This window comes from Streptosporangium sp. NPDC023825 (assembly GCF_040639575.1).
Classification (GTDB): domain Bacteria; phylum Actinomycetota; class Actinomycetes; order Streptosporangiales; family Streptosporangiaceae; genus Streptosporangium.
Window position 1 is genome coordinate 33156 of the sequence record NZ_JBFAAE010000067.1, and the last position, 17106, is coordinate 50261.

The window sequence follows — 17106 nt, forward strand, 5'->3', positions numbered from 1 at the left end:
GGTGTCAGCGCCGGGCGTCGGCGAGCTTGGCGCGGAGCGCCGCGGCGTCGGCGGGCACTCCCGGCGACTCCCAGAAGTTCTCGATCCCTCCCGCGTAGGCGAAGCCGTACGAGGGGGTTCCCGGCTGGAAACGCCACCCGTCCGCGAGTGCTCCGGCGTCGACGGTGTCATAACCGATCCGGTCGAGGAACGTGGTCACCTCTCCCTTCGCGCCGGCGTCGTCGCCCGCGATCGCCAGGGCACTGCGGTCCGCCGCGCCGGAGGGCCGGGCCAGCGCCCGCAGATGCCGGAAGTAGATGTTGTTGAAGACCTTGACGACCTTGGACATCGTCAGGTGCCGCTGCAGCAGCTCGCTGGAGGTGGTGGATCCGGAGTCGAGCTCCGGGAAGGTCCCGTCCCGCTCGGGGTAGTAGTTGTTGGTGTCGAGGACGGTCTTGCCGGCGAGCGGCTCCGCCGGAACGTCGAGGTAAGCCCGCAGCGGGACGCTGACGACCACCAGGCCGCCGGCCGCGGCGGCCTCGGCGGGGGTCGCGGCGGCGGCCCCCGGCCCGAGCTCGTCGACCAGTTCCTTCAGTGTCTGAGGGCCGCGCGAGTTGCTCAGCACCACCTCGTAGCCCGCCGCGAGGGCGAGCCGGGCGACCGTGCCCCCGATGTTTCCGCTGCCGATGAATCCAATGGTTGTCATGACGACCACCAACTTCCGCGCCGTACCCGGCATTCCCCGCCGCTTTTCCGTGGACCGCGGGCAACCCGGACGACGGCACCCTGCTGACCACCCGGCTCGCGGGCCCGGCCGCGAGTGACCACGGTCGCTCCCCGGGCCCTCGCACCCTGGTCAAGGGCCTGCCGTTGCGTAGACTCGTGGTCATGAGCGCCGGGCATGCGCGTGAGGAGCTTCGTCACCCGGTGGAGCGGTCCGATCGGCCGGTGTGACCGCCACGCTTCCGGACACCGGCCCTGTGATCGCTGCCGTCGATCGAGACGGCAGGCGCCAGGTCCCACACGTACGGCTTCTCGAGGAACGGGAGAGGCCACCGCCGATCTCGTCTCCGGCCCGCACCTCCGGCGACGCCGGCGAGGGCGATCTGAGGCGGGCGTGAGCGCCTACGTACCTCGCCGACGTGGAAGCCGACGTGGAAGAGGAATGATGAGCGACCCGGAGACCATGACCGCGGCGTACGTCACCCGGCCCGGCCCGGCGGACGAGATACGGATCGGCCGGTTCCACGTGCCCGGACCCGGCTCGTCGGAGGTCCTGGTGAAGGTGCGGGCACTCGCCGTCAACCACGTCGGCACCTTCGTCCGCTCCGGCGCCTACCGGACGCGCCTGCCGTACCCGTTCGTCATCGGCCGCGACCTGGTGGGGACCGTTCCCCTGCTCGCCCGCGGCGGCCGGATGATCATCATGGCCGGCCTCGGCGCCGCCCCCGTGCTGCCGGTGGGACAGCTGTACACGCGCGACGCCAGCCTCCGCGGTTTCGCGATCAGCAACGCCACCGTGGCCGAACTCGCCGCGGCGGCCACGGCGATCAACCACCTTCTGGCCCGCGGCACCCTGATCTCCCGGATCGGGACACGGCTGCCGCTCGCCGAGGCCGCCCGGGCTCACCGTCTCCAGGAAGGCGCCGAGCCCGGCCACCCCCGCGGGCGCATCGTCGTCCTTCCGTGACGCGGTCCGTTTCCCGCGGGACGGGTCCGGTAGCGGGCCGCGCGCCCACGACGAGCAGGTGCCGGCGGCGGCCTTCCGGCCGGAGGTCTCCGGCCGGAAGGCCGCCGCCCCAGGAGCGTCGGCCGGGACCCTGCCCCTGCGGGCCGTACCGCGCAGGTCAGGAGAAGTGGACCTCAGGAGCCGGCCAGGCTCCGTCCTCGGTGAACTGCGATCCCCAGTAGAACGGGTTCACCTCGCGAAGGGTGCGAGCGCTCCATCCCGTCACGCTGGAGTCGTCGGGCACGCCGACCTTGACGTCAGGTCCCCACAGGGCCAGGCGTTCCTGGCAGACGCCGCACGGAGGAAGGACGAGGACGCGCCCACGTCCGGGGTCCCGGTACACGCATACGGAGGCGGTGATCTTCTTGTCGAGCGTGTAGGCCTGGCAGATGGCGCCGGTCTCATGGCACAGGGACACTCCGCCGTTGAGGTTGTCCAGGCCGACGCTGGTGAGGATCTGCCCGTCCTCCAAGAAGACGGCCGCGGCACCGCCCTGCTCCCCGGGGGGCCATCGCCGATCCATTTGCGCGATGGCCGCGTCGACAAGGTTCTGATCAAGCTGCATGGAGGAATCGTGGCACATCGACCGTGGCGGACGTTCCCGGCCGGCAGCAAGGACGCGCCGTCCTTGGCAGGAGGCGAGGATGCCCCGTCCAGCGGGAAAAGCTGTGGAGATCGCCGCGCCAGGCTGTTACGAAAGGCGGAGGACAGGAGTGCGGGCGAAAGGCGACGGGCGGCGTGGACGCGACCGGAAAACTCGTGATCGGCGATGCGCCGATCGTGGCGCAAGACCACGGTGGGGACGTGCTTCTCCTGCACGGTGGCGGGCGGACACGCGGGCGCCAGGGCCTGGACGGGCCCCCGCAGGGCGGACCACCTCCTGGAAACCGATGCGGAGGCACGCTACGGATGAGTGCTGATACGTCCGGGTCACCGCAGGAGCGAGCCCTCCGCCATGTCGCGACCCTGTCGTCAGGCGGGCCACTCGACCCCCGGATGCGTGTGACCCTGAATTTCCATCCGGACCGGATGGCGGACGGCCGGCCGATCCTGCTCGGACTGGCGGACGACGGCCTCTACCACTCGCAGTTCGTCACGGGCACGAGCAACGGCGGCCTGACCGCTCATCCGGGCGGGGATCGGTGGCGCTGGGAGAGCCGGATCTTCGGTGGCGCGTACGACCACGCCCCGCCTCACGATCGCCCCGTCTACGGCGCGCTGAACTTCCGCGATAAGCCCGTCGGCGCGGCGCCACGGTTCGGGTCCGCGCACTTCAGGCTGACCGCGGAGACCCTGTCGCGAGCCACGTTCTGTTATCCGGACAGCTTCTTCGAGCCGTCGGCCTTCGGCGTCGTGTCCCGCATGGCGCTCATCGAGTTGGCCGAGGCCGACGATCCGGACGCCCTGGACGACTACATCGAGGCCCAGGTGCACGGCCCGGTCAGGCTCGACCGTGACGTGGAGGCCCTGGTCCTGGATCCGAGCTATCGCGGAACAGCCGTGCAGGCCGCGGCCCACCGGCTCCCGTGCCCGATCGAATGGCACGCCGGATTCCGGCTCGCCGTCGACCAGTTGCGGCGCCATCCGGATTACCGCGGGCAGGAGTACGTCGATCTGGGTGCCGAGATCGCCGTGGACGGTCACCTCGATCCGCGGATCATCGGAGACGCGGCCGGCACGGGTCGCTATGACCCGCAGGCCCTCAAAAAGGTCTGGCACTGTCTGGCACGTTTCGGATCGCCGTTCGACGCGGGCCTGGCGAAGGCTCGTTGCGGTGTCGCCTGTTCGGGGAGTGCGTCGAGTACGGCGGGTGAGACGGCCGGGTAGGGCCTTGGACCGGTCGCGAGTGAGCGTGGCCGAGACCCCACGTCGTCACAGAGGCGAAAACCGTCGGACGACGCGACGATCCCCGTGGTCGTGGGCCTGGCCGGCCGAGCTCGGCCTCATGGCCCAGCTGGCCGGGTTCGAGCTGGAGGCCAGGCACGCGGACTGGGCCGGAGCCGAGTTCACCGCCGAGTCCCCCTCCCGCGCGTCCGTCCACCGCATCCCGCCGGACCGTTGACGTCGTCGGAAGGCCCGGGCACCACGTCGTCTCGGGATGGGTTTTCGCCCTCACGTTCGCCAGACGCCCAGGCAACGCGCCATGAACCGGAAGGGGATGGCCTGTCCCCTGGTCTGGTCAACGGTGCCGGCCAGGTGCAGGTCGAGCTCCGGACAGTGGAAGAGCCAGGTCCCGGTGACCCCCGAGTGGCCGACGAGCGTGACCGGACGGCGCCCCGGTGACATGAGCCGGCCGACCTTGAAGAACATGGTGCCCAGCCCGTACCGGAGGATGGGGATGTTGCGCAGCCGGTTGCGCCGCTCGGTGAGCAGTTCCAGCGAGCGGGTGACGCCGAGGAGCTCGCCGTCGAGCAGCGCCCGCTGAAAGGTGAGGAGATCACCGGTGGTGCTGAACAGGTCGTTGGAGGATTCGAGCATCGAGGTCAGCTCCACGCGGCGCTGCTTCGCGTAGAGCGGTGAGGGCGCGGCGGTCGCCGGGTCCGGCGGGCGGTGTCCTGGGAGCCAGGTGCGCGTGAGGCCGAGCGGATCGAGAATCCGTTCGGTCAGCAGATCGGCGAACGACCGATCGGTCACCGTCTCCACGATGCGGATGAGCAACTGGAAGCCGGTGTCGGAGTAGCGGGCCTTCTGCCGAGCGGCCGTGAGGTCCTGCGGCTCGAAGTGCGGGCGCTGCTCGCGCGTGGTTCGCATCGTGTCCTCGAAGGTCCAGGCCAGATCCTGACCGGTGGCGAGGCGCTCATACAAGCTGGGACCTTCGCCGCGCTTCTCGAAGTAATCCGGCAATCCGGACGTGTGGCTCGCGAGGTGGCGCACCGTGATCGCGGACGTCCGGTCGATTCCCCCGAGGACATGGAGTCCAGCGATCATCTCCGCCGGCAGACAGCTGCCGATCGGGGCGGCCAGCTCGAGCTCGCCGCGCTCGTGCGCCTGCAGCACCAGCGTGATGATGAAACGCTTGGTGACGCTCGCGATGAAGAACGGGGTGTCGGGGCTCAGCGGACGGTCGCCGGCACCGGCGGGTCCGGAGGCGGCGGACCAGCGCTGTTTCCCGTCGCCGCTTGTGACGGCGAGGTTGGCGTGGTGCGCGCCGCGTCGCGCGACGAGGCTCTCCAGCAGGCCCCTCAGCCGCGCGTCGACGTCGTCGGGAACGCGATTGTCGTGAGCGGTGGTCGTGGCGAGCGGTGGTTTCACGTGAGTGTTCATCGTCTCCGTTACCTCAACGCGCCCCCTCGGTGCCATGCCTTCCACCGGCCGGGGCGGTCAGCCGGCATTCGTGACCCCGAGCACCATCCTGGGAACTTCTATATGTCTAATAGACATGTCTATGAGAGTCAATGATCTAAACTCGATCAATGGCTCATGTGATCCTCGGTCTGCTCCTGATCGCCCCGCAGACCTTCTACGACCTCATCAAAGGGTTCGAGGCCGGTGTCGCGCTCTTCTACAGCGCCAGCTCCGGCAGCATCAAACGCGCGCTGGACACCCTGCTCGCGCGAGGGTTCATCGAGGTCGCCAGCGTCGAAGCCGGAGGCCGGGGACGGAAGGTGTACCGCCTGACCGACGCCGGCCGTCAGGAGTTCCGCGCGTGGATGACAGGGGACCTGGCCGGGCCCGATCCGGAGACAGCGGCGCTGTCCAGGCTCTACTTCCTCGGTCTGCTGGAGCCGGCCGAACGCGTACCGGTGCTCCGCCGCATCACGGCGCGCCTCGAGGCCGACCTCGCCGCGCTCTCGGCCCTCGACAGGCACCTCGGCACCCTGGACGTTGCCGAGGAGCACCGCGACCTCGCCACCCATCAGCGCGCGACGCTCGACTACGGCATCGCCTCGCACCGCTTCGCGATCGACTGGTTCCGCGATCACATCGACCGGCATGAGACACCGGACCCCGATGTCACGGTTCGTCGATCTCAGGGCTGATGTGGCGGCGCGTTAAAACGTGGATCGTCCCAGCGCCGAAGTGCCCCCGCCGGAGGCAGAATGAGGGAGCAGCGGGCAGGGGCGGAAAGGCGGGTGCGCCATGCCGGGTAAGAAACCTGGAACCACGCTGGAGTTGGGGCACCACAGTGAGTGCACCGTTCTGCGTGTGAGGGGCGGGCTCACCAGGGACGCTGCTCCAGCGATGCTTCTTCAAGGCGAGATAGCGAGTTTGAAGGCGGACGGTCCTCCGCGCCTGGTTCTCGACCTGGGGGGAGTCACCGCCTGGGACGACGCCGGGGTCGGGGCCGTGATCGGTGCGGCGAAGCGGGTCATGACGGCCGGCGGGAGGCTGCTCATCGCGGCGACCCCGGTCGATCTCAGGGAGCGTTTTCGGCGGGGGAGGTTGGACCAGCGGCTGGAGTTTCGCGAGACCGTTGAGCAGGCCGTGAACGAGTTCGGTGTTCCCGGGTAGGCGGTGGTGGGCCGGACCTGTGTGTTTTCCTCCGGAGACAGGGTGTCGATGCGTCTGCATCCAGGCGAGACCGAGGCCGCCGGCTGGCGGGTGATGACCGTGCTCGACGCCGTCCGGCAGCTGCGCGACGCGTCACCCGACGTCACCGGACGTCCGCGGGTGATCGCGATCGACGGCCGAGGCGGCGCCGGCAAGACGACCCTGGCCGAGCGGCTACGCGAGGCGGTGCCCAACTCCGCCGTCGTGCACACCGACGACATCGCCTGGAACCACGCCTACTTCGACTGGGGCGCCGTGCTCGCCGAGAACATCCTGCACCCCCTGCACCGGGGTGAGGCGGTGGACTTCCGCCCCGATGCCTGGATCACCCACGACCGGCCCGGATCGATCACCGTCCCCGCCGGTGCCGACTTCATCTGGGTCGAGGGCACCGGCGTCATCCGCGAAGAACTCGCCCCCTGGCTGGACGCCTCGGTGTGGATGCAGGGTGACCTCGACGAGCAGGAGCGCTTGTTGGTCGTCCGCGACGGTGACTCTCCCGAGCAGCTGGAGCACGTGGCGAACTGGCTGGCGGAGGAACTGCCGTTCGTGTTGCGAGAACAGCCGTGGGCCCGAGCCACCATGATCGTCGCCGGCCCTCCGCAGATCGACCACGACCCGGACACCGAGTTGGTCGTCGCCCCGCCGACCGACCCTTGAGGCGGCCGACCCACCCGCGGAACGCGGGTGAACTCACCGCCCTCCGGCGTCACGGCCTCGACCTCAAGGTCCTGCCGGACGAACGGCCCGGCACCCCGGCCCGTGGTCTGCCTGACTTGTTCCGGGTCGAGGGCAGACGGGATGATCAGGCCTTCACCTCGGCTCCTGCGATTCCAGCCCGTGCTGCTGGTGATCATCCCGGCGCCGGAGGCCTCCGCCGGAGGCGGCTTCTCCGCTGCGCGCGGCTGCCGCCGCGATGGCGCCGAGCATCATCCCCATGCCTCCAAGAACGAGAAGAACAGGTTCGCTCAGCGCGACCAAGGCAAAGGACGCGGGCGTGGAGGTTGTGTTTCCGCCGCCGTAACTCCAGTAAAGACCTGGGGGAGAGAACACAATCTTGTAGAGGCCGAAGAGGATGAGAAAGGTTCCTGCGGCGAGAAAGAGGTTCCGGAGCATAAGGGCCGATGTTATGAGCCGGAGGACCGGCAGAACAGCCTTCTGAGTGGATCTGAGGAGGGCGGCGCCGATTCGGGAGAAGCGGTGGTGCGGCCCCGGTGAATCGGTCAGGTACGGCGGGCGCCGGGTGCGGTGCGCGGCCCGGAGTCCCGCTGGAAATGCAACGGACTCTTGGAAGGTGGCGGGTTGAACGCTACGGTCATCAAATGTTCGAGACGGTCGTCCCGATTCTCCTCTTCGGCGGACTCTTCATTGCCATCATGACTACTTGGGCGGTGCTTCTGACCAAGTACCTGCGGCAACGCCGTGTGCTCAAGTACACGGACCCGCTGAGAGCGATGGACATCATCGGACGAGTCCGCCAGCTCAAGGTCCGAGGTCGGGAGGAGGAAGCCGTTCTTCTCGTTCACAACGAACTCGCGATGCCTGTCGACCAGGCTCAATCGTGGGTGAAGTCCATCTGAGCCGAAGCCTCAGGCATCACAGGGCAGGCTCCCTTGCGCCGGTCGGGCTCTCGCCGGCCGAGCCGGAGGATTCCGTACGAGCCGACGCACCGAGTGCGAGCAGCAGCAGTCCCGCCGAGGCCCATGCGGCCCAGTCTCCCAGGGCGGTGTAGAGGGTGGCCGAGCCCTCCTGAGGCAGGGTGGCCGTGACCATGGCCATGCCCGTTCCGCCGCTGTGGCGCTCGGTCACGATCCGGCCGAAGCCGTCGCTGACCGTCAGCAGTCCCTCGCGTGCGGCACGGGCCACCGCCAGTCCGTTCTCCACGCCGCGCACCACCGCCATCCGGCTGTGCAGCCACGCGTCCTCGCCGAAGTCCCAGGCAGGCGCGAGCAGGGCGGCGACGCCGGCCTCGCCGTACTCCCTGACCAGGCCGGGGAAGTCCAGGTCCTTGCAGATGATGAGACCGAGCCGGTTGCCGTCGAGGAAGGCCAGGCCGGTGCCGGGCCGGAACTCGCGCTCCACCCCGGGGATCATGTGGTGCTTGTCGTAGCGCACTCCTGAGGGATGGCTCACCGCGCTGTTGGTCTCCATGGCGATCCCCACGACCACCTCCACACCCGGGCGGGTGAACGGCAGGCCGGCGTTCTTGAAGACCTTCTCGGGCAGCACCACGATCTCCGCACCGTGGGCCACCGCGGTGTCCACCGCCTCGCCGTACCGGCGGACGAGATCCTCGGAGGCGTCCGTCGCGACCAGCGCGACCTTCCGTCCTCCGGTGTCGGCGGGCGTCGCGAGCCGTACGAGACCATGGCCGAGGGTGAGCGCGACCAGCACACCCGAGACCACCGCCGCGCGTGGCCGCAGGACCGCGACGGAGGCGGGTACGAACAGCAGGAGGAAGGTGATGCCCCAGACCCCGGTGACCGAGGCGGTCTGCAGCACGGGCAGGAAGTCGGCCTGCGTGTACGCCAGGCTCCACCAGGCCCCGTGCGGTCCTGCGAGGTTCATGGCGTACTCGGCGGTGACCCAGACGGCCGGTACGGCCGACGCCGCCAGGAGTGGCCTGCCACGCGCGAGCAGGGTGCGGAAGAGCAGCACGCCCAGGCCGTAGCAGAGCGCGGGGCCGGCGATGAGGGCGGCGGCCAGTGCGGGCGGCATCTCAAGGGGTCCGGTGAAGTACGGCCACATCTGCGCCTGGCCGGCGAGCCAGACGAGCGTCCCGGCGGTGAAGGCCGTACCCCTGCCCGCCTGGCGGGCCAGGAACAGGACAGGGAGCGGCGCGAGCCAGGTGAGCCACCAGACAGGGTGGAGGCCGGTACCGAAGTGCGTCAGGACGGCGGAGGCGAGGGTGAGGAGGAGGCGTGCCATGCCGATGATCGTGCTTTCCCGCACTCCACCGGCGCGTCACCCGCGGGTGTGATCTCCGTCGTCACTCTCACCGGCGACCACCAGCCCGGACTCGTAGGCGAGTACCACGGCCTGGACCCGGTCCCGCAGGTCCAGCTTGCCGAGCATCCGGCTGACGTGCGTCTTGACCGTGTGCTCGGTGACCACGAGCGCGGCGGCGATCTCCGCGTTCGACAGGCCGTGCGCGACCAGCTTCAGCGTCTCGCGCTCGCGTTCGGTCAGTGCGTCCAGCCTGGTCGTCAGGCGGGGGGCGACGCCGTGGGCGGGTCTGCGCACCAGGTCGTCGAGCAGCCTCCTGGTCGCCGCCGGGGCCAGCAGGGCCTCACCCGAGGCGACGGTACGCACGGCGTGGGCCAGCTCGTCGCGCCGGATGTCCTTCAGCAGGAAACCGCTCGCTCCCGCCCGGACCGCGTCGTAGACGTACTCGTCGAGGTCGAACATGGTGAGCACGAGCACCTTGGCGGTAGTGGTGGCGCAGATCTCCCTGGTCGCCTCGATGCCGTTCTTGCCCGGCATCCGCACGTCCATCAGGACCACGTCCGGCCGGAGCCGCCTGGCCGCGGCGATCGCCTCCTCTCCGTCGGCGGCCTCACCGACCACCTCCATGTCCGGCTGCGCTCCCAGGATCAGCCCGAACCCCGCGCGGAACAGGTCTTGGTCGTCGGCGATGAGCACCCGTAACATGCGGGCTATTCAAGCGGAAATTCAGCTCTCACCATGAATCCCCCGCCCCGCCCCGCCCCGGCCCTGAGCGTCCCGCCGCATGCCGCCGCCCGTTCCCGCATCCCGGCCAGCCCGTACCCGCCGCCCCCGCCCGGTCCCCGCCCGTCGTCGGCGATCTCCACCGTCAGGCTCTCCCCCCAGGTCAGGACGAGGCGTACGGCACGCGTACCGGCGTGCTTGCGCACGTTGGTGAGCGCCTCCTGAACGATGCGGTAGACGGCGGCCTCAACGCTCTCGGCGACCAGGCGCGGCGTACCGGCGGTCGTGCTCACCACGTCGAGACCGCTGCGATCGAGCAGCGCCGGGAGGTTGGCCAGACGCGGCTGAAACAGCGACTCGCCCGGGCGCTCGCCGGCATGGCCCCACACCGGCCCGCCGCTTTCGCCCGGGACCCGCAGCGCGGAGAGCGCCCCCCGGAGCTCGGCCAGCGCACCCCTTCCCGTGTCGGCGATCGTGTCGAAGACCGCTTCTGCCCTGTCCGGGTCGCTGCGCACCACCACCGGCCCCGCTTCGGCCTGAACCACCATCAGACCAACGGAATGGGTGACGATGTCATGCATGTCGCGCGCGATCCGGGTGCGTTCCTCGGCCACCGCCGCGATGTGCTCCTGCTCCTGTCGCCGCGCCCGCTCGGTCAGCTCGGCGGCTCGCGAGCGGCTCGCCCTGGCACTGGTGCCCAGCGCGTAGGCGGCCACGAAGGCGGTCCCCACCAGCCGGAAGGTCTCGTCGCTCTCCCCGGGCAGCACCAGCGAGGAACCCACGGTCGCCACGATCACCGGAATCGCCGCCAGCCTCTTCCAGGTGGGACTCAGGTCGGCGATCGTGTAGACGGCCAGCAGCGGCCCGAAAGGCAGAAACGGCTTCTCCCACGTCACCAGCACCGACATCGCGGCCCCGACCACCACCGCCACCACCATCGGCGCCCGCCTGCGCCACCCCACCGGCACCGACGCCAGCAGCCCCAGCCCGATGATCCACCACGGATGGGGATCGGGCAGGAGAAGCGGCACCACCGTAGCCAGGACCACGCCCGCCGCGAGCACCCCGTCAACCGCCCTGCCGGCCCGGACCGCTGTGAACATCCGCCTATTATCCGGATTCGTCCGCCTGCCGCCCTCACTCTCAAGAGTGATCGTTCCGGCCGTGCGGTCCACCCCTTACCCACCTCAAGGAGCGCACGGCCACGTCGCGCGGGATCCGCTCGGCACGCCGTACAGGATCCGCCCGGAAGGGAAGCGGGCCGATGTGATCAGGACGGCGGCGTGGGCCGTTCGACGCGGGGCCGGCCGAGACGCGCGCGGAGGACGGCCGCTCCGGTTACCGGGTGCGGGTCTGCGCCGAGCGACCCGACGTGGACGCCGGCCTCTTCACCCTGCGCGCCCCGTGGGGACTGGACGCACTCGCGGATGCGGACACGGTCATCGTGCCCGGCACCGCCGACCCCGCCAGGCCCCTGCCGCCGGCCGTCCGTGACGCGCTCCGCGGCGCCGCCGCCGACGGCACCCGGATCGCCTCCATCTGCTCCGGCACCTTCATCCTCGCCGCCGCCGGACTGCTCGGCGGGCTGCGCGCCACCACCCACTGGCTGGCCGCCGCCCAGCTCGCCACCGCCCATCCGGACATCGACGTCGACCCGGACGTGCTCTACGTCGACAACGGGCAGATCCTCACCTCGGCCGGCGCCGCGGCGGGACTGGACCTGTGCCTGCACATGATCCGCCGGGACTACGGCTCCGCGATCGCCGCCGACGCCGCCCGACTGTCCGTCATGCCGCTGGAACGCGAGGGCGGCCAGGCCCAGTTCATCGTGCAGCGGTACCCGCCCACCCCTCGCGGCTCGGCGGTCGAACCCCTCCTGCGCTGGATCGAGGACAACCTCGCCCGCGAGCTCACCCTGGCGGACATCGCCGACCACGCCGGCACGAGTACCCGCACCCTGATACGGCGCTTCCGCGAGCAGACCGGCACCACACCATTGCAGTGGCTCCACCGGGCCCGTGTCCGCCAGGCCCAGCACCTGTTGGAGACCACCCACCATTCCATCGAACGCATCGCCGCCCAGGCGGGCTTCGGCTCGCCCACCGCCTTCCGCGACCGGTTCAAACGCGTCGTCGGCGTCAGCCCCCACGCCTACCGGAGCAGTTTCAGCTAGAGCCGGCTCGCCGTACCGGCTATCTCGAATCCGGCCGGGACTGACCCGCAGTCCGGATGGCGGTGCGGCCCCCTGAAGGCATAAGAAGATCAAAGAGCCCTGGAAACGAGTAGGACCCGGGCCGGAAATCCATCCCTGACCTGGTCATTTGAAGGGCGGAGCGGGTGACGGGAATCGAACCCGCGCTGTCAGCTTGGGAATCGGCTGCTGATGTTGGCGGGCTGAGCTGGGAAAGCAGGTGTGCGGGTGGACGAGGTGCGGTTCCCCGTGAGTCCCTGTGGATGACTGGTGTTCCCCGCCTATTCCGGCATGGATCTGGCACGTGATCAACGCCGCCCAGGAGACCTGGACGAGTAACCAAGATCGAGAAGTGGATGCGGGACAGACCTGGTGCTCATTCCCGCTAGATGCGGCCATCGCTGCCAGGGGCATAGAAGGTAGGATAGAGAGCATGAGTGAGCCTACCGGTAAGTATTCGATCACCATGCCGCGTGACATCGCGGAGGCCGCACGGTCCCGGAGCGGCCCTTCTGGTCTCTCTGCCTACGTCGCCGCCGCCGTCGCCCGCCAGATCGAGCGCGACAACCTCAGCGAACTCATCCAGGTCGCCGAGGCCGAGCATGGCCCCATTGCCGACGACGAAGTCCAGGCCCTGCGCGACCAACTCAACCAGGCCCGGCAGGGGCAGGCCCACGGTGGGACGGACGCTGCATGACCCGTTCTCCCGCCACCCCCGGCGGCACGCTGGTCCTCGACAGCGAGGGACTGGCCAAAGTCGTCCTGCGTGACCGCACGGTCACCACATGGCTCGCCCTCGCCCGCGCCGACGACCTCCGCGTCATCACCTCCGCCGCCACCCTTGTCGAAGTGGTCCACCCCCGCATCAACCGGCCGGCTCTGGAGTGGTCGCTGTCCCGCATTGTCGTCGAACCGGTCACCGAACCGATCGCCCGCCACGCCGCCACACTTCTGTCTGGCGCCGGCCTGCACGGGCACAAGTACGCCATCGATGCGATGCTCAGCGCAACCGCCCTCGCTGCCCCCGGCCCCGTTACGGTTCTCACCTCCGACCCGGAGGACCTTGCCGCCCTGTGCGGCGGACGCGTCATCGTCATCAAGGTCTGAGCTGCGCGCGATGACGAGCATGACGGAGCGGTGGGAGCAACGAGAGCCAATGGCCCGAGAAGATCGAACAGCCCTGGAGACAACGAAGGCTCAGGTCAGGAATCCATCCCTGACCTGGGCCTTCGCTCTTGGAGCGGGTGACGGGAATCGAACCCGCGCTGTCAGCTTGAGAAGTCTCTACGCACCATGGTTGCTGACCAGGTAAAACGCTGACCTGCGGGGGAGCGGGGTGAGTGCCAGTGAGTCCCCGTGAGTTCCCTTTGATCCCTCTGCTAACGGGCACGCAGCGAGCACGGAGTCGATGAGCTGACCTCTCCCTCATCAGGACCATCCGACACGCGATCAGAGGCTCGTGTCCTGCTCTGGAATGGTGCCGGGCGGTCGTGATCGTGAGCGGTTGTGTGAGGCTGTTGCAGTACGCGTTGCAGTAGTGCGCCGCCGCCTGGTTCTCCCCCGCCCTCCTCGTAGCTGTCGATCCCCAGGGCGAGGCCGCCGTGTCAAGGGTCAACGAAGTTGATCGTGTAGCGACGCCGTAGGCGACCTTGACTCGGTGGCCTCAACCGGGACACTCGACCAGCGAGGACGAACCCGGATTAGAAGAAGACGATTCAGCTTCTGTCTGGGCGTTTGTTGTCCGCCACGGTTCACCCTGTTGGCTGGACTTGTGGCTGTACAGCCACACCGAATGAGCGGTTAGGGAGGCCATCGTTCAGAAAGGTTCTACCAGGACCAACGCCCCTCCCCGGCCTTTCTGGCACCTGCTGGTACAGCGGTGAACTGCAACCTGAACTGCAACCCAAGCGGGCTTATGACCTGCGGGAACGCGTAGATGCAACCTAACTGTCTCGCAGCCCTGACACAGTGGGCCTATGCGAGGAGAGCTGAAGGACTGGCCGGAGCCGGTATGGACGTGCTGGAACTGCTGGATCGCGGTCCCGACCGGCGATCAGACGGGTGTCATGGAAATCTTGGGCTTGTCCCCGCTCAGGCCAATCACGTTCGCCGAGGCGCAAGAAGTGATCGACGCTGATGGACACAGCGAACTGGGTGATCATGAGTACCTGTTGCGGGTCTTTGTCACCCCTGAAGTGGACGGCTGGACTCTGATTCTCGGCGCGTGGTGCGATCCTTACGACAACGAGCGCCGTGAGGATGTGCTTCAACTGTGCAAGGCGCTCAGTACAAGATACGGGGCAGCCCAGGCCTACTATTACGGCGCACAAGGGGACGGCTCGGCGTGGCTGATAGCCGAGCACGGCATCGTCGTGCGCCGGTACGCGGCCACTGGCGAGCCCGATGACGAACTCTTCACTCTCGGCGATCCGCTGGCCCTGGAGCAGGCACGCCGCCTGGAATTAGGGCTACCGGCCGGCAGAGACCTGCGAACCGCAAGCAGCGAACAGATCGATGAGTGGAAATGGGTCGCCTTCGAATTAGCCCCTGAGATCGCCGCCGCGTACGGCGTCAGTCCGTTCACCTTGACCCACAAAACGCAGGTGCGAGGAACGGGCATGCTTGCGCTGACGCCATATGTAGCCGACCACAAGGCATAGAGGCGAACCACTCTCCACGATTTCAGGGGATTGACAGGAGATCTCAAGAAAGGGCTCACGTCCAAGGATGACGACGGCGATGATCCGCCCCTTGTCGGGGCCAAGATCAACTGATCTGGCACGAATCCGGCACGCGAGTGAGAATCGGCTCCGGAAACAACGAAGGCCCCGGTTCGGATTCGCATCCTGACCTGGACCTTTGTGGGTGGAGCGGGTGACGGGAATCGAACCCGCGCTGTCAGCTCGGCGCGTTCCTTGGCCCACTCAGCTCGCTGGCGGCGCAGCCGGGCCAGCTCTTCGCGCTCGGACTCACTGAGATCCCCGGTCGCGCTTTGCTCGCGAGCCAGCCGGTCCATCTGCAACCAGTTGGCCAGCGTGCCCGCATTGATCCCCAGGTCTTTCGCGACCGAGGTGATCGATTTCCCGGTCTCGCGCACGATGCGCACCGCACCCGCCCGAAACTCCGGATCGAAACTACGTCTGGTCTCCCCCATGACCCAACCTTCCCCTTAGGTCAGATCTCCACGGTACGAGGGGAGGACCAGAACCCTCAACGGCCACCCATGCCTGAAGAAGGTCAGACGGTGTCAGCCATCGTCCGGGATCGGCGGGCCAGTCCACTGGGTAGCGGTCGGACCTATGCACGGAGGCGAGAGCATCGATACAGGCGCGCAGATCCTCGGTGGATCTCGGACGGATGAAGGGAGCCTTCATCCGATGATTTTCTCATAGGCAGCTAGACAAGATCGAGAACCGGGTCCGGAAGCCATCCGCCGGCCTTCGTGTGTGGAGCGGGTGACGGGAATCGAACCCGCGCTGTCAGCTTGGGGATCATCTACTGACCTTGCCGCCCTGAGCTGGGGAAACAGGGGTGCAGGTCAGGGCGGGTCGAGTCCCCGTGATTCCCCCTGAGTCACCGTGGTTCCCTGCCTGTTCTGGCACGCATCTGGCTCGCGAGCCGTGGTGTGCCGGTCTTGGCAGGGGGTGAAGACGCCGCCGTTCAGCAGGAAAAACTGTGGAGGTCGCTGCGCCAGGCTGTTACGAAGGGCGAAGGACAAAAGGACGGATGAGAGGTGGCGGGCAACGTGGAAACGATCGGGAAACTTGTGATCGGCGATGTGCCGATCGTGGCGGAAGACCATGGTGGGAACGGCAGGGACGTGCTTCTCCTGCATGGTGGTGGACGGACACGCACGGATTGGGACGTCTTCGCAGGACTTCTCATGAGCACCGGGTTCCGGCCGGTGTCCATGGACCTACGTGGTCATGGTGAGTCCGGTGAAGCGCCGTGGTCATGGGAGGAAGCGTTGGCGGACGTCGCTGCCGTTGTGGAGGAGTTTGGACTTCACCGGCCCATGATCGTCGGGCATTCCTTGGGGGGCATGGTCGCCGCGTTGTGGGCCAGAGAGCATCCGGAATGTCCGCTCGCGGTCAACCTCGACGGTCACGGCAATCCGACACGACCTGGACAGTTCCTCGGTCTGGACGAGGTGTCGGCGGCACGGGCGTGGCAGGAGATGAGCTCGTTTCTAAGCGGGATGGGGCAAGGGCTCTCTGAGGCATTTCTTCAAGTCATGCGCGAGATAGATGCTCTCGACCTTTTCTCCGCTTACCGCTCTGCGCGTTGCCCGCTCCTTATTGTCAGCGGCGATGCTAGGGCGTTTGCAGGCGTGTTTCCTGAGCATCTCATTCCTACCTGGAACGCGTACTGCGCATGGGTAGAGCACGAACTGGAGGCGACCGTGCGAGAGGCGTCGCTGGTGCGAACGACATCCCTGCTCACCGGACATGATCCACACCGCGAGGACCCAGAGGGGCTGTTGCGTCTCCTGATCGGAGACCTCGCTCGATGTAACGAGGAATCTTGGAGCGGGTGACGGGAATCGAACCCGCGCTGTCAGCTTGGGAAGTGCATCGAGTACGGCAGGTGGGGCGGCCGAGCTGGGCGTTTGGCTGATCGTGGGTGGCCGTGGTTGACCCCTCGTCACCCTGGTTAATGGCCCGCTACTGAGATTAAATCTTCAGGGTTAGGCCAGCTCGAAGGGTAGACCGGTCTCGTTGAAGAAGCCGGTGATGAGATCGGGCCGGTATTGCATGCGTTTCAGCCGGGTCTTGATGATCGTGTTGAGTGCGTCCAGGCCGGTGACCGCCAGGTTTCCCAGCCCGTGGCGGAGGTTGGCCCAGATGCCCTCGGCCGGGTTGAGCTCAGGGGCATAAGCGGGCAGCCGGTAGACCGTCAGCCAATCGCGGGCGGCGATGTAGGACTGCATCGCGGCGCTGATGTGGGTGTTCAGGATGCCCCTATGTTGCGTCAAGCGGTGCAGGTGGAGTTGATGCGGCTGTGGCGGGCTGGATATGGCGGTAGATTTCGCGCGCGACGTAGCGCT

General features: G+C 68.1%; 19 protein-coding genes and 1 pseudogene. 11 read left to right on the plus strand and 9 right to left on the minus strand.

The genetic code is table 11. From position 1 onward, the window contains the following. Positions 1-4: 4 nt before the first annotated feature. Complete coding sequence (locus AB0G15_RS36720; RefSeq protein WP_362849230.1) at positions 5-685, minus strand: NAD(P)-binding domain-containing protein; 681 nt, start codon at positions 683-685, stop codon at positions 5-7. A 459-nt stretch (positions 686-1144) separates the two neighbouring features. Between AB0G15_RS36720 and AB0G15_RS36725 the strand changes: the two genes are divergently transcribed. Then, positions 1145-1669 carry a zinc-binding dehydrogenase gene (locus AB0G15_RS36725; protein ID WP_362849233.1) on the plus strand — a complete coding sequence of 175 codons (525 nt, stop codon included), beginning with the start codon at positions 1145-1147 and terminating at the stop codon, positions 1667-1669. Positions 1670-1826: 157 nt separating this feature from the next. Here the strand turns inward: AB0G15_RS36725 and AB0G15_RS36730 are convergent, their stop codons facing one another. Beyond that, positions 1827-2273: a cytidine deaminase gene (locus AB0G15_RS36730; protein WP_362849236.1), complete on the minus strand. Its 447-nt coding sequence runs from the start codon at positions 2271-2273 to the stop codon at positions 1827-1829. Between the two features lie 431 nt (positions 2274-2704). Between AB0G15_RS36730 and AB0G15_RS36735 the strand changes: the two genes are divergently transcribed. Further along, on the plus strand, positions 2705-3535 hold the full coding sequence (locus AB0G15_RS36735) for a DUF3626 domain-containing protein (RefSeq protein WP_362849239.1): 831 nt from the start codon (positions 2705-2707) through the stop codon (positions 3533-3535). A gap of 285 nt (positions 3536-3820) precedes the next feature. Here the strand turns inward: AB0G15_RS36735 and AB0G15_RS36740 are convergent, their stop codons facing one another. Continuing rightward, positions 3821-4972, minus strand: a complete 1152-nt coding sequence (locus AB0G15_RS36740; RefSeq protein ID WP_362849242.1) for a serine hydrolase domain-containing protein — start codon at positions 4970-4972, stop codon at positions 3821-3823. A 149-nt stretch (positions 4973-5121) separates the two neighbouring features. Between AB0G15_RS36740 and AB0G15_RS36745 the strand changes: the two genes are divergently transcribed. The 3 genes from AB0G15_RS36745 to AB0G15_RS36755 all read left to right on the plus strand — a co-directional run bounded on the left by AB0G15_RS36745 (position 5122) and on the right by AB0G15_RS36755 (position 6859). Continuing rightward, positions 5122-5688 (plus strand): PadR family transcriptional regulator, encoded by a 567-nt coding sequence (locus AB0G15_RS36745; RefSeq protein WP_362849244.1) that lies wholly within the window; start codon positions 5122-5124, stop codon positions 5686-5688. Between the two features lie 100 nt (positions 5689-5788). Next, positions 5789-6160 (plus strand): STAS domain-containing protein, encoded by a 372-nt coding sequence (locus AB0G15_RS36750; protein WP_362849248.1) that lies wholly within the window; start codon positions 5789-5791, stop codon positions 6158-6160. A gap of 48 nt (positions 6161-6208) precedes the next feature. Beyond that, on the plus strand, positions 6209-6859 hold the full coding sequence (locus AB0G15_RS36755; RefSeq protein WP_362849251.1) for a hypothetical protein: 651 nt from the start codon (positions 6209-6211) through the stop codon (positions 6857-6859). Between the two features lie 153 nt (positions 6860-7012). Here the strand turns inward: AB0G15_RS36755 and AB0G15_RS36760 are convergent, their stop codons facing one another. After that, positions 7013-7315 carry a hypothetical protein gene (locus AB0G15_RS36760; RefSeq protein ID WP_362849254.1) on the minus strand — a complete coding sequence of 101 codons (303 nt, stop codon included), beginning with the start codon at positions 7313-7315 and terminating at the stop codon, positions 7013-7015. Between the two features lie 206 nt (positions 7316-7521). Between AB0G15_RS36760 and AB0G15_RS36765 the strand changes: the two genes are divergently transcribed. Next, on the plus strand, positions 7522-7779 hold the full coding sequence (locus AB0G15_RS36765) for a hypothetical protein (protein ID WP_362849258.1): 258 nt from the start codon (positions 7522-7524) through the stop codon (positions 7777-7779). A gap of 16 nt (positions 7780-7795) precedes the next feature. On the opposite strand, the gene AB0G15_RS36770 is transcribed toward AB0G15_RS36765, so the two are convergent. From AB0G15_RS36770 to AB0G15_RS36780, 3 genes are read right to left on the minus strand one after another with little or no spacing between them, the layout of a single operon-like run. Next, on the minus strand, positions 7796-9127 hold the full coding sequence (locus tag AB0G15_RS36770) for a hypothetical protein (RefSeq protein WP_362849261.1): 1332 nt from the start codon (positions 9125-9127) through the stop codon (positions 7796-7798). 36 nt (positions 9128-9163) lie between these two features. Then, positions 9164-9850 (minus strand): response regulator transcription factor, encoded by a 687-nt coding sequence (locus AB0G15_RS36775; RefSeq protein ID WP_362849263.1) that lies wholly within the window; start codon positions 9848-9850, stop codon positions 9164-9166. Positions 9851-9855: 5 nt separating this feature from the next. Next, positions 9856-10971, minus strand: coding sequence for a histidine kinase (locus tag AB0G15_RS36780; protein ID WP_362849266.1), 1116 nt, complete (start codon positions 10969-10971; stop codon positions 9856-9858). 269 nt (positions 10972-11240) lie between these two features. Between AB0G15_RS36780 and AB0G15_RS36785 the strand changes: the two genes are divergently transcribed. The 4 genes from AB0G15_RS36785 (at position 11241) to AB0G15_RS36800 (ending at position 14719) form a co-directional block, all read left to right on the plus strand. Next, complete coding sequence (locus AB0G15_RS36785) at positions 11241-12041, plus strand: AraC family transcriptional regulator (protein ID WP_362849268.1); 801 nt, start codon at positions 11241-11243, stop codon at positions 12039-12041. Between the two features lie 451 nt (positions 12042-12492). Next, positions 12493-12756 (plus strand): CopG family transcriptional regulator, encoded by a 264-nt coding sequence (locus tag AB0G15_RS36790; RefSeq protein ID WP_362849271.1) that lies wholly within the window; start codon positions 12493-12495, stop codon positions 12754-12756. Further along, entirely contained in the window at positions 12753-13166 is a 414-nt protein-coding gene (locus AB0G15_RS36795; RefSeq protein WP_362849274.1) for a PIN domain-containing protein, read from the plus strand. The genes AB0G15_RS36790 and AB0G15_RS36795 overlap by 4 nt, the downstream gene beginning before the upstream one ends. Before the next feature lie 869 nt (positions 13167-14035). Continuing rightward, positions 14036-14719 carry a hypothetical protein gene (locus AB0G15_RS36800; RefSeq protein WP_362849283.1) on the plus strand — a complete coding sequence of 228 codons (684 nt, stop codon included), beginning with the start codon at positions 14036-14038 and terminating at the stop codon, positions 14717-14719. Positions 14720-15003: 284 nt separating this feature from the next. On the opposite strand, the pseudogene AB0G15_RS36805 reads toward AB0G15_RS36800, so the two are convergent. Beyond that, a pseudogene (locus AB0G15_RS36805) lies at positions 15004-15213 on the minus strand (transposase); the annotation flags it as partial. Positions 15214-15792: 579 nt separating this feature from the next. Between AB0G15_RS36805 and AB0G15_RS36810 the strand changes: the two are divergent. Continuing rightward, positions 15793-16596 carry an alpha/beta hydrolase gene (locus AB0G15_RS36810; RefSeq protein ID WP_362849278.1) on the plus strand — a complete coding sequence of 268 codons (804 nt, stop codon included), beginning with the start codon at positions 15793-15795 and terminating at the stop codon, positions 16594-16596. A 150-nt stretch (positions 16597-16746) separates the two neighbouring features. On the opposite strand, the gene AB0G15_RS36815 is transcribed toward AB0G15_RS36810, so the two are convergent. After that, positions 16747-17106, minus strand: a 360-nt coding sequence (locus AB0G15_RS36815; RefSeq protein WP_362849281.1) for a transposase, incomplete at its 5' end; no start/stop codon positions are given.

Coding starts and splice junctions, on each gene's coding strand:
- AB0G15_RS36720 (WP_362849230.1), bottom strand. CDS start 685: ATGACAACCATTGGATTCATCGGCAGCGGAAACATCGGGGGCACGGTC.
- AB0G15_RS36725 (WP_362849233.1), top strand. CDS start 1,145: ATGATGAGCGACCCGGAGACCATGACCGCGGCGTACGTCACCCGGCCC.
- AB0G15_RS36730 (WP_362849236.1), bottom strand. CDS start 2,273: ATGCAGCTTGATCAGAACCTTGTCGACGCGGCCATCGCGCAAATGGAT.
- AB0G15_RS36735 (WP_362849239.1), top strand. CDS start 2,705: ATGCGTGTGACCCTGAATTTCCATCCGGACCGGATGGCGGACGGCCGG.
- AB0G15_RS36740 (WP_362849242.1), bottom strand. CDS start 4,972: ATGAACACTCACGTGAAACCACCGCTCGCCACGACCACCGCTCACGAC.
- AB0G15_RS36745 (WP_362849244.1), top strand. CDS start 5,122: ATGGCTCATGTGATCCTCGGTCTGCTCCTGATCGCCCCGCAGACCTTC.
- AB0G15_RS36750 (WP_362849248.1), top strand. CDS start 5,789: ATGCCGGGTAAGAAACCTGGAACCACGCTGGAGTTGGGGCACCACAGT.
- AB0G15_RS36755 (WP_362849251.1), top strand. CDS start 6,209: ATGCGTCTGCATCCAGGCGAGACCGAGGCCGCCGGCTGGCGGGTGATG.
- AB0G15_RS36760 (WP_362849254.1), bottom strand. CDS start 7,315: ATGCTCCGGAACCTCTTTCTCGCCGCAGGAACCTTTCTCATCCTCTTC.
- AB0G15_RS36765 (WP_362849258.1), top strand. CDS start 7,522: ATGTTCGAGACGGTCGTCCCGATTCTCCTCTTCGGCGGACTCTTCATT.
- AB0G15_RS36770 (WP_362849261.1), bottom strand. CDS start 9,127: ATGGCACGCCTCCTCCTCACCCTCGCCTCCGCCGTCCTGACGCACTTC.
- AB0G15_RS36775 (WP_362849263.1), bottom strand. CDS start 9,850: ATGTTACGGGTGCTCATCGCCGACGACCAAGACCTGTTCCGCGCGGGG.
- AB0G15_RS36780 (WP_362849266.1), bottom strand. CDS start 10,971: ATGTTCACAGCGGTCCGGGCCGGCAGGGCGGTTGACGGGGTGCTCGCG.
- AB0G15_RS36790 (WP_362849271.1), top strand. CDS start 12,493: ATGAGTGAGCCTACCGGTAAGTATTCGATCACCATGCCGCGTGACATC.
- AB0G15_RS36795 (WP_362849274.1), top strand. CDS start 12,753: ATGACCCGTTCTCCCGCCACCCCCGGCGGCACGCTGGTCCTCGACAGC.
- AB0G15_RS36800 (WP_362849283.1), top strand. CDS start 14,036: ATGCGAGGAGAGCTGAAGGACTGGCCGGAGCCGGTATGGACGTGCTGG.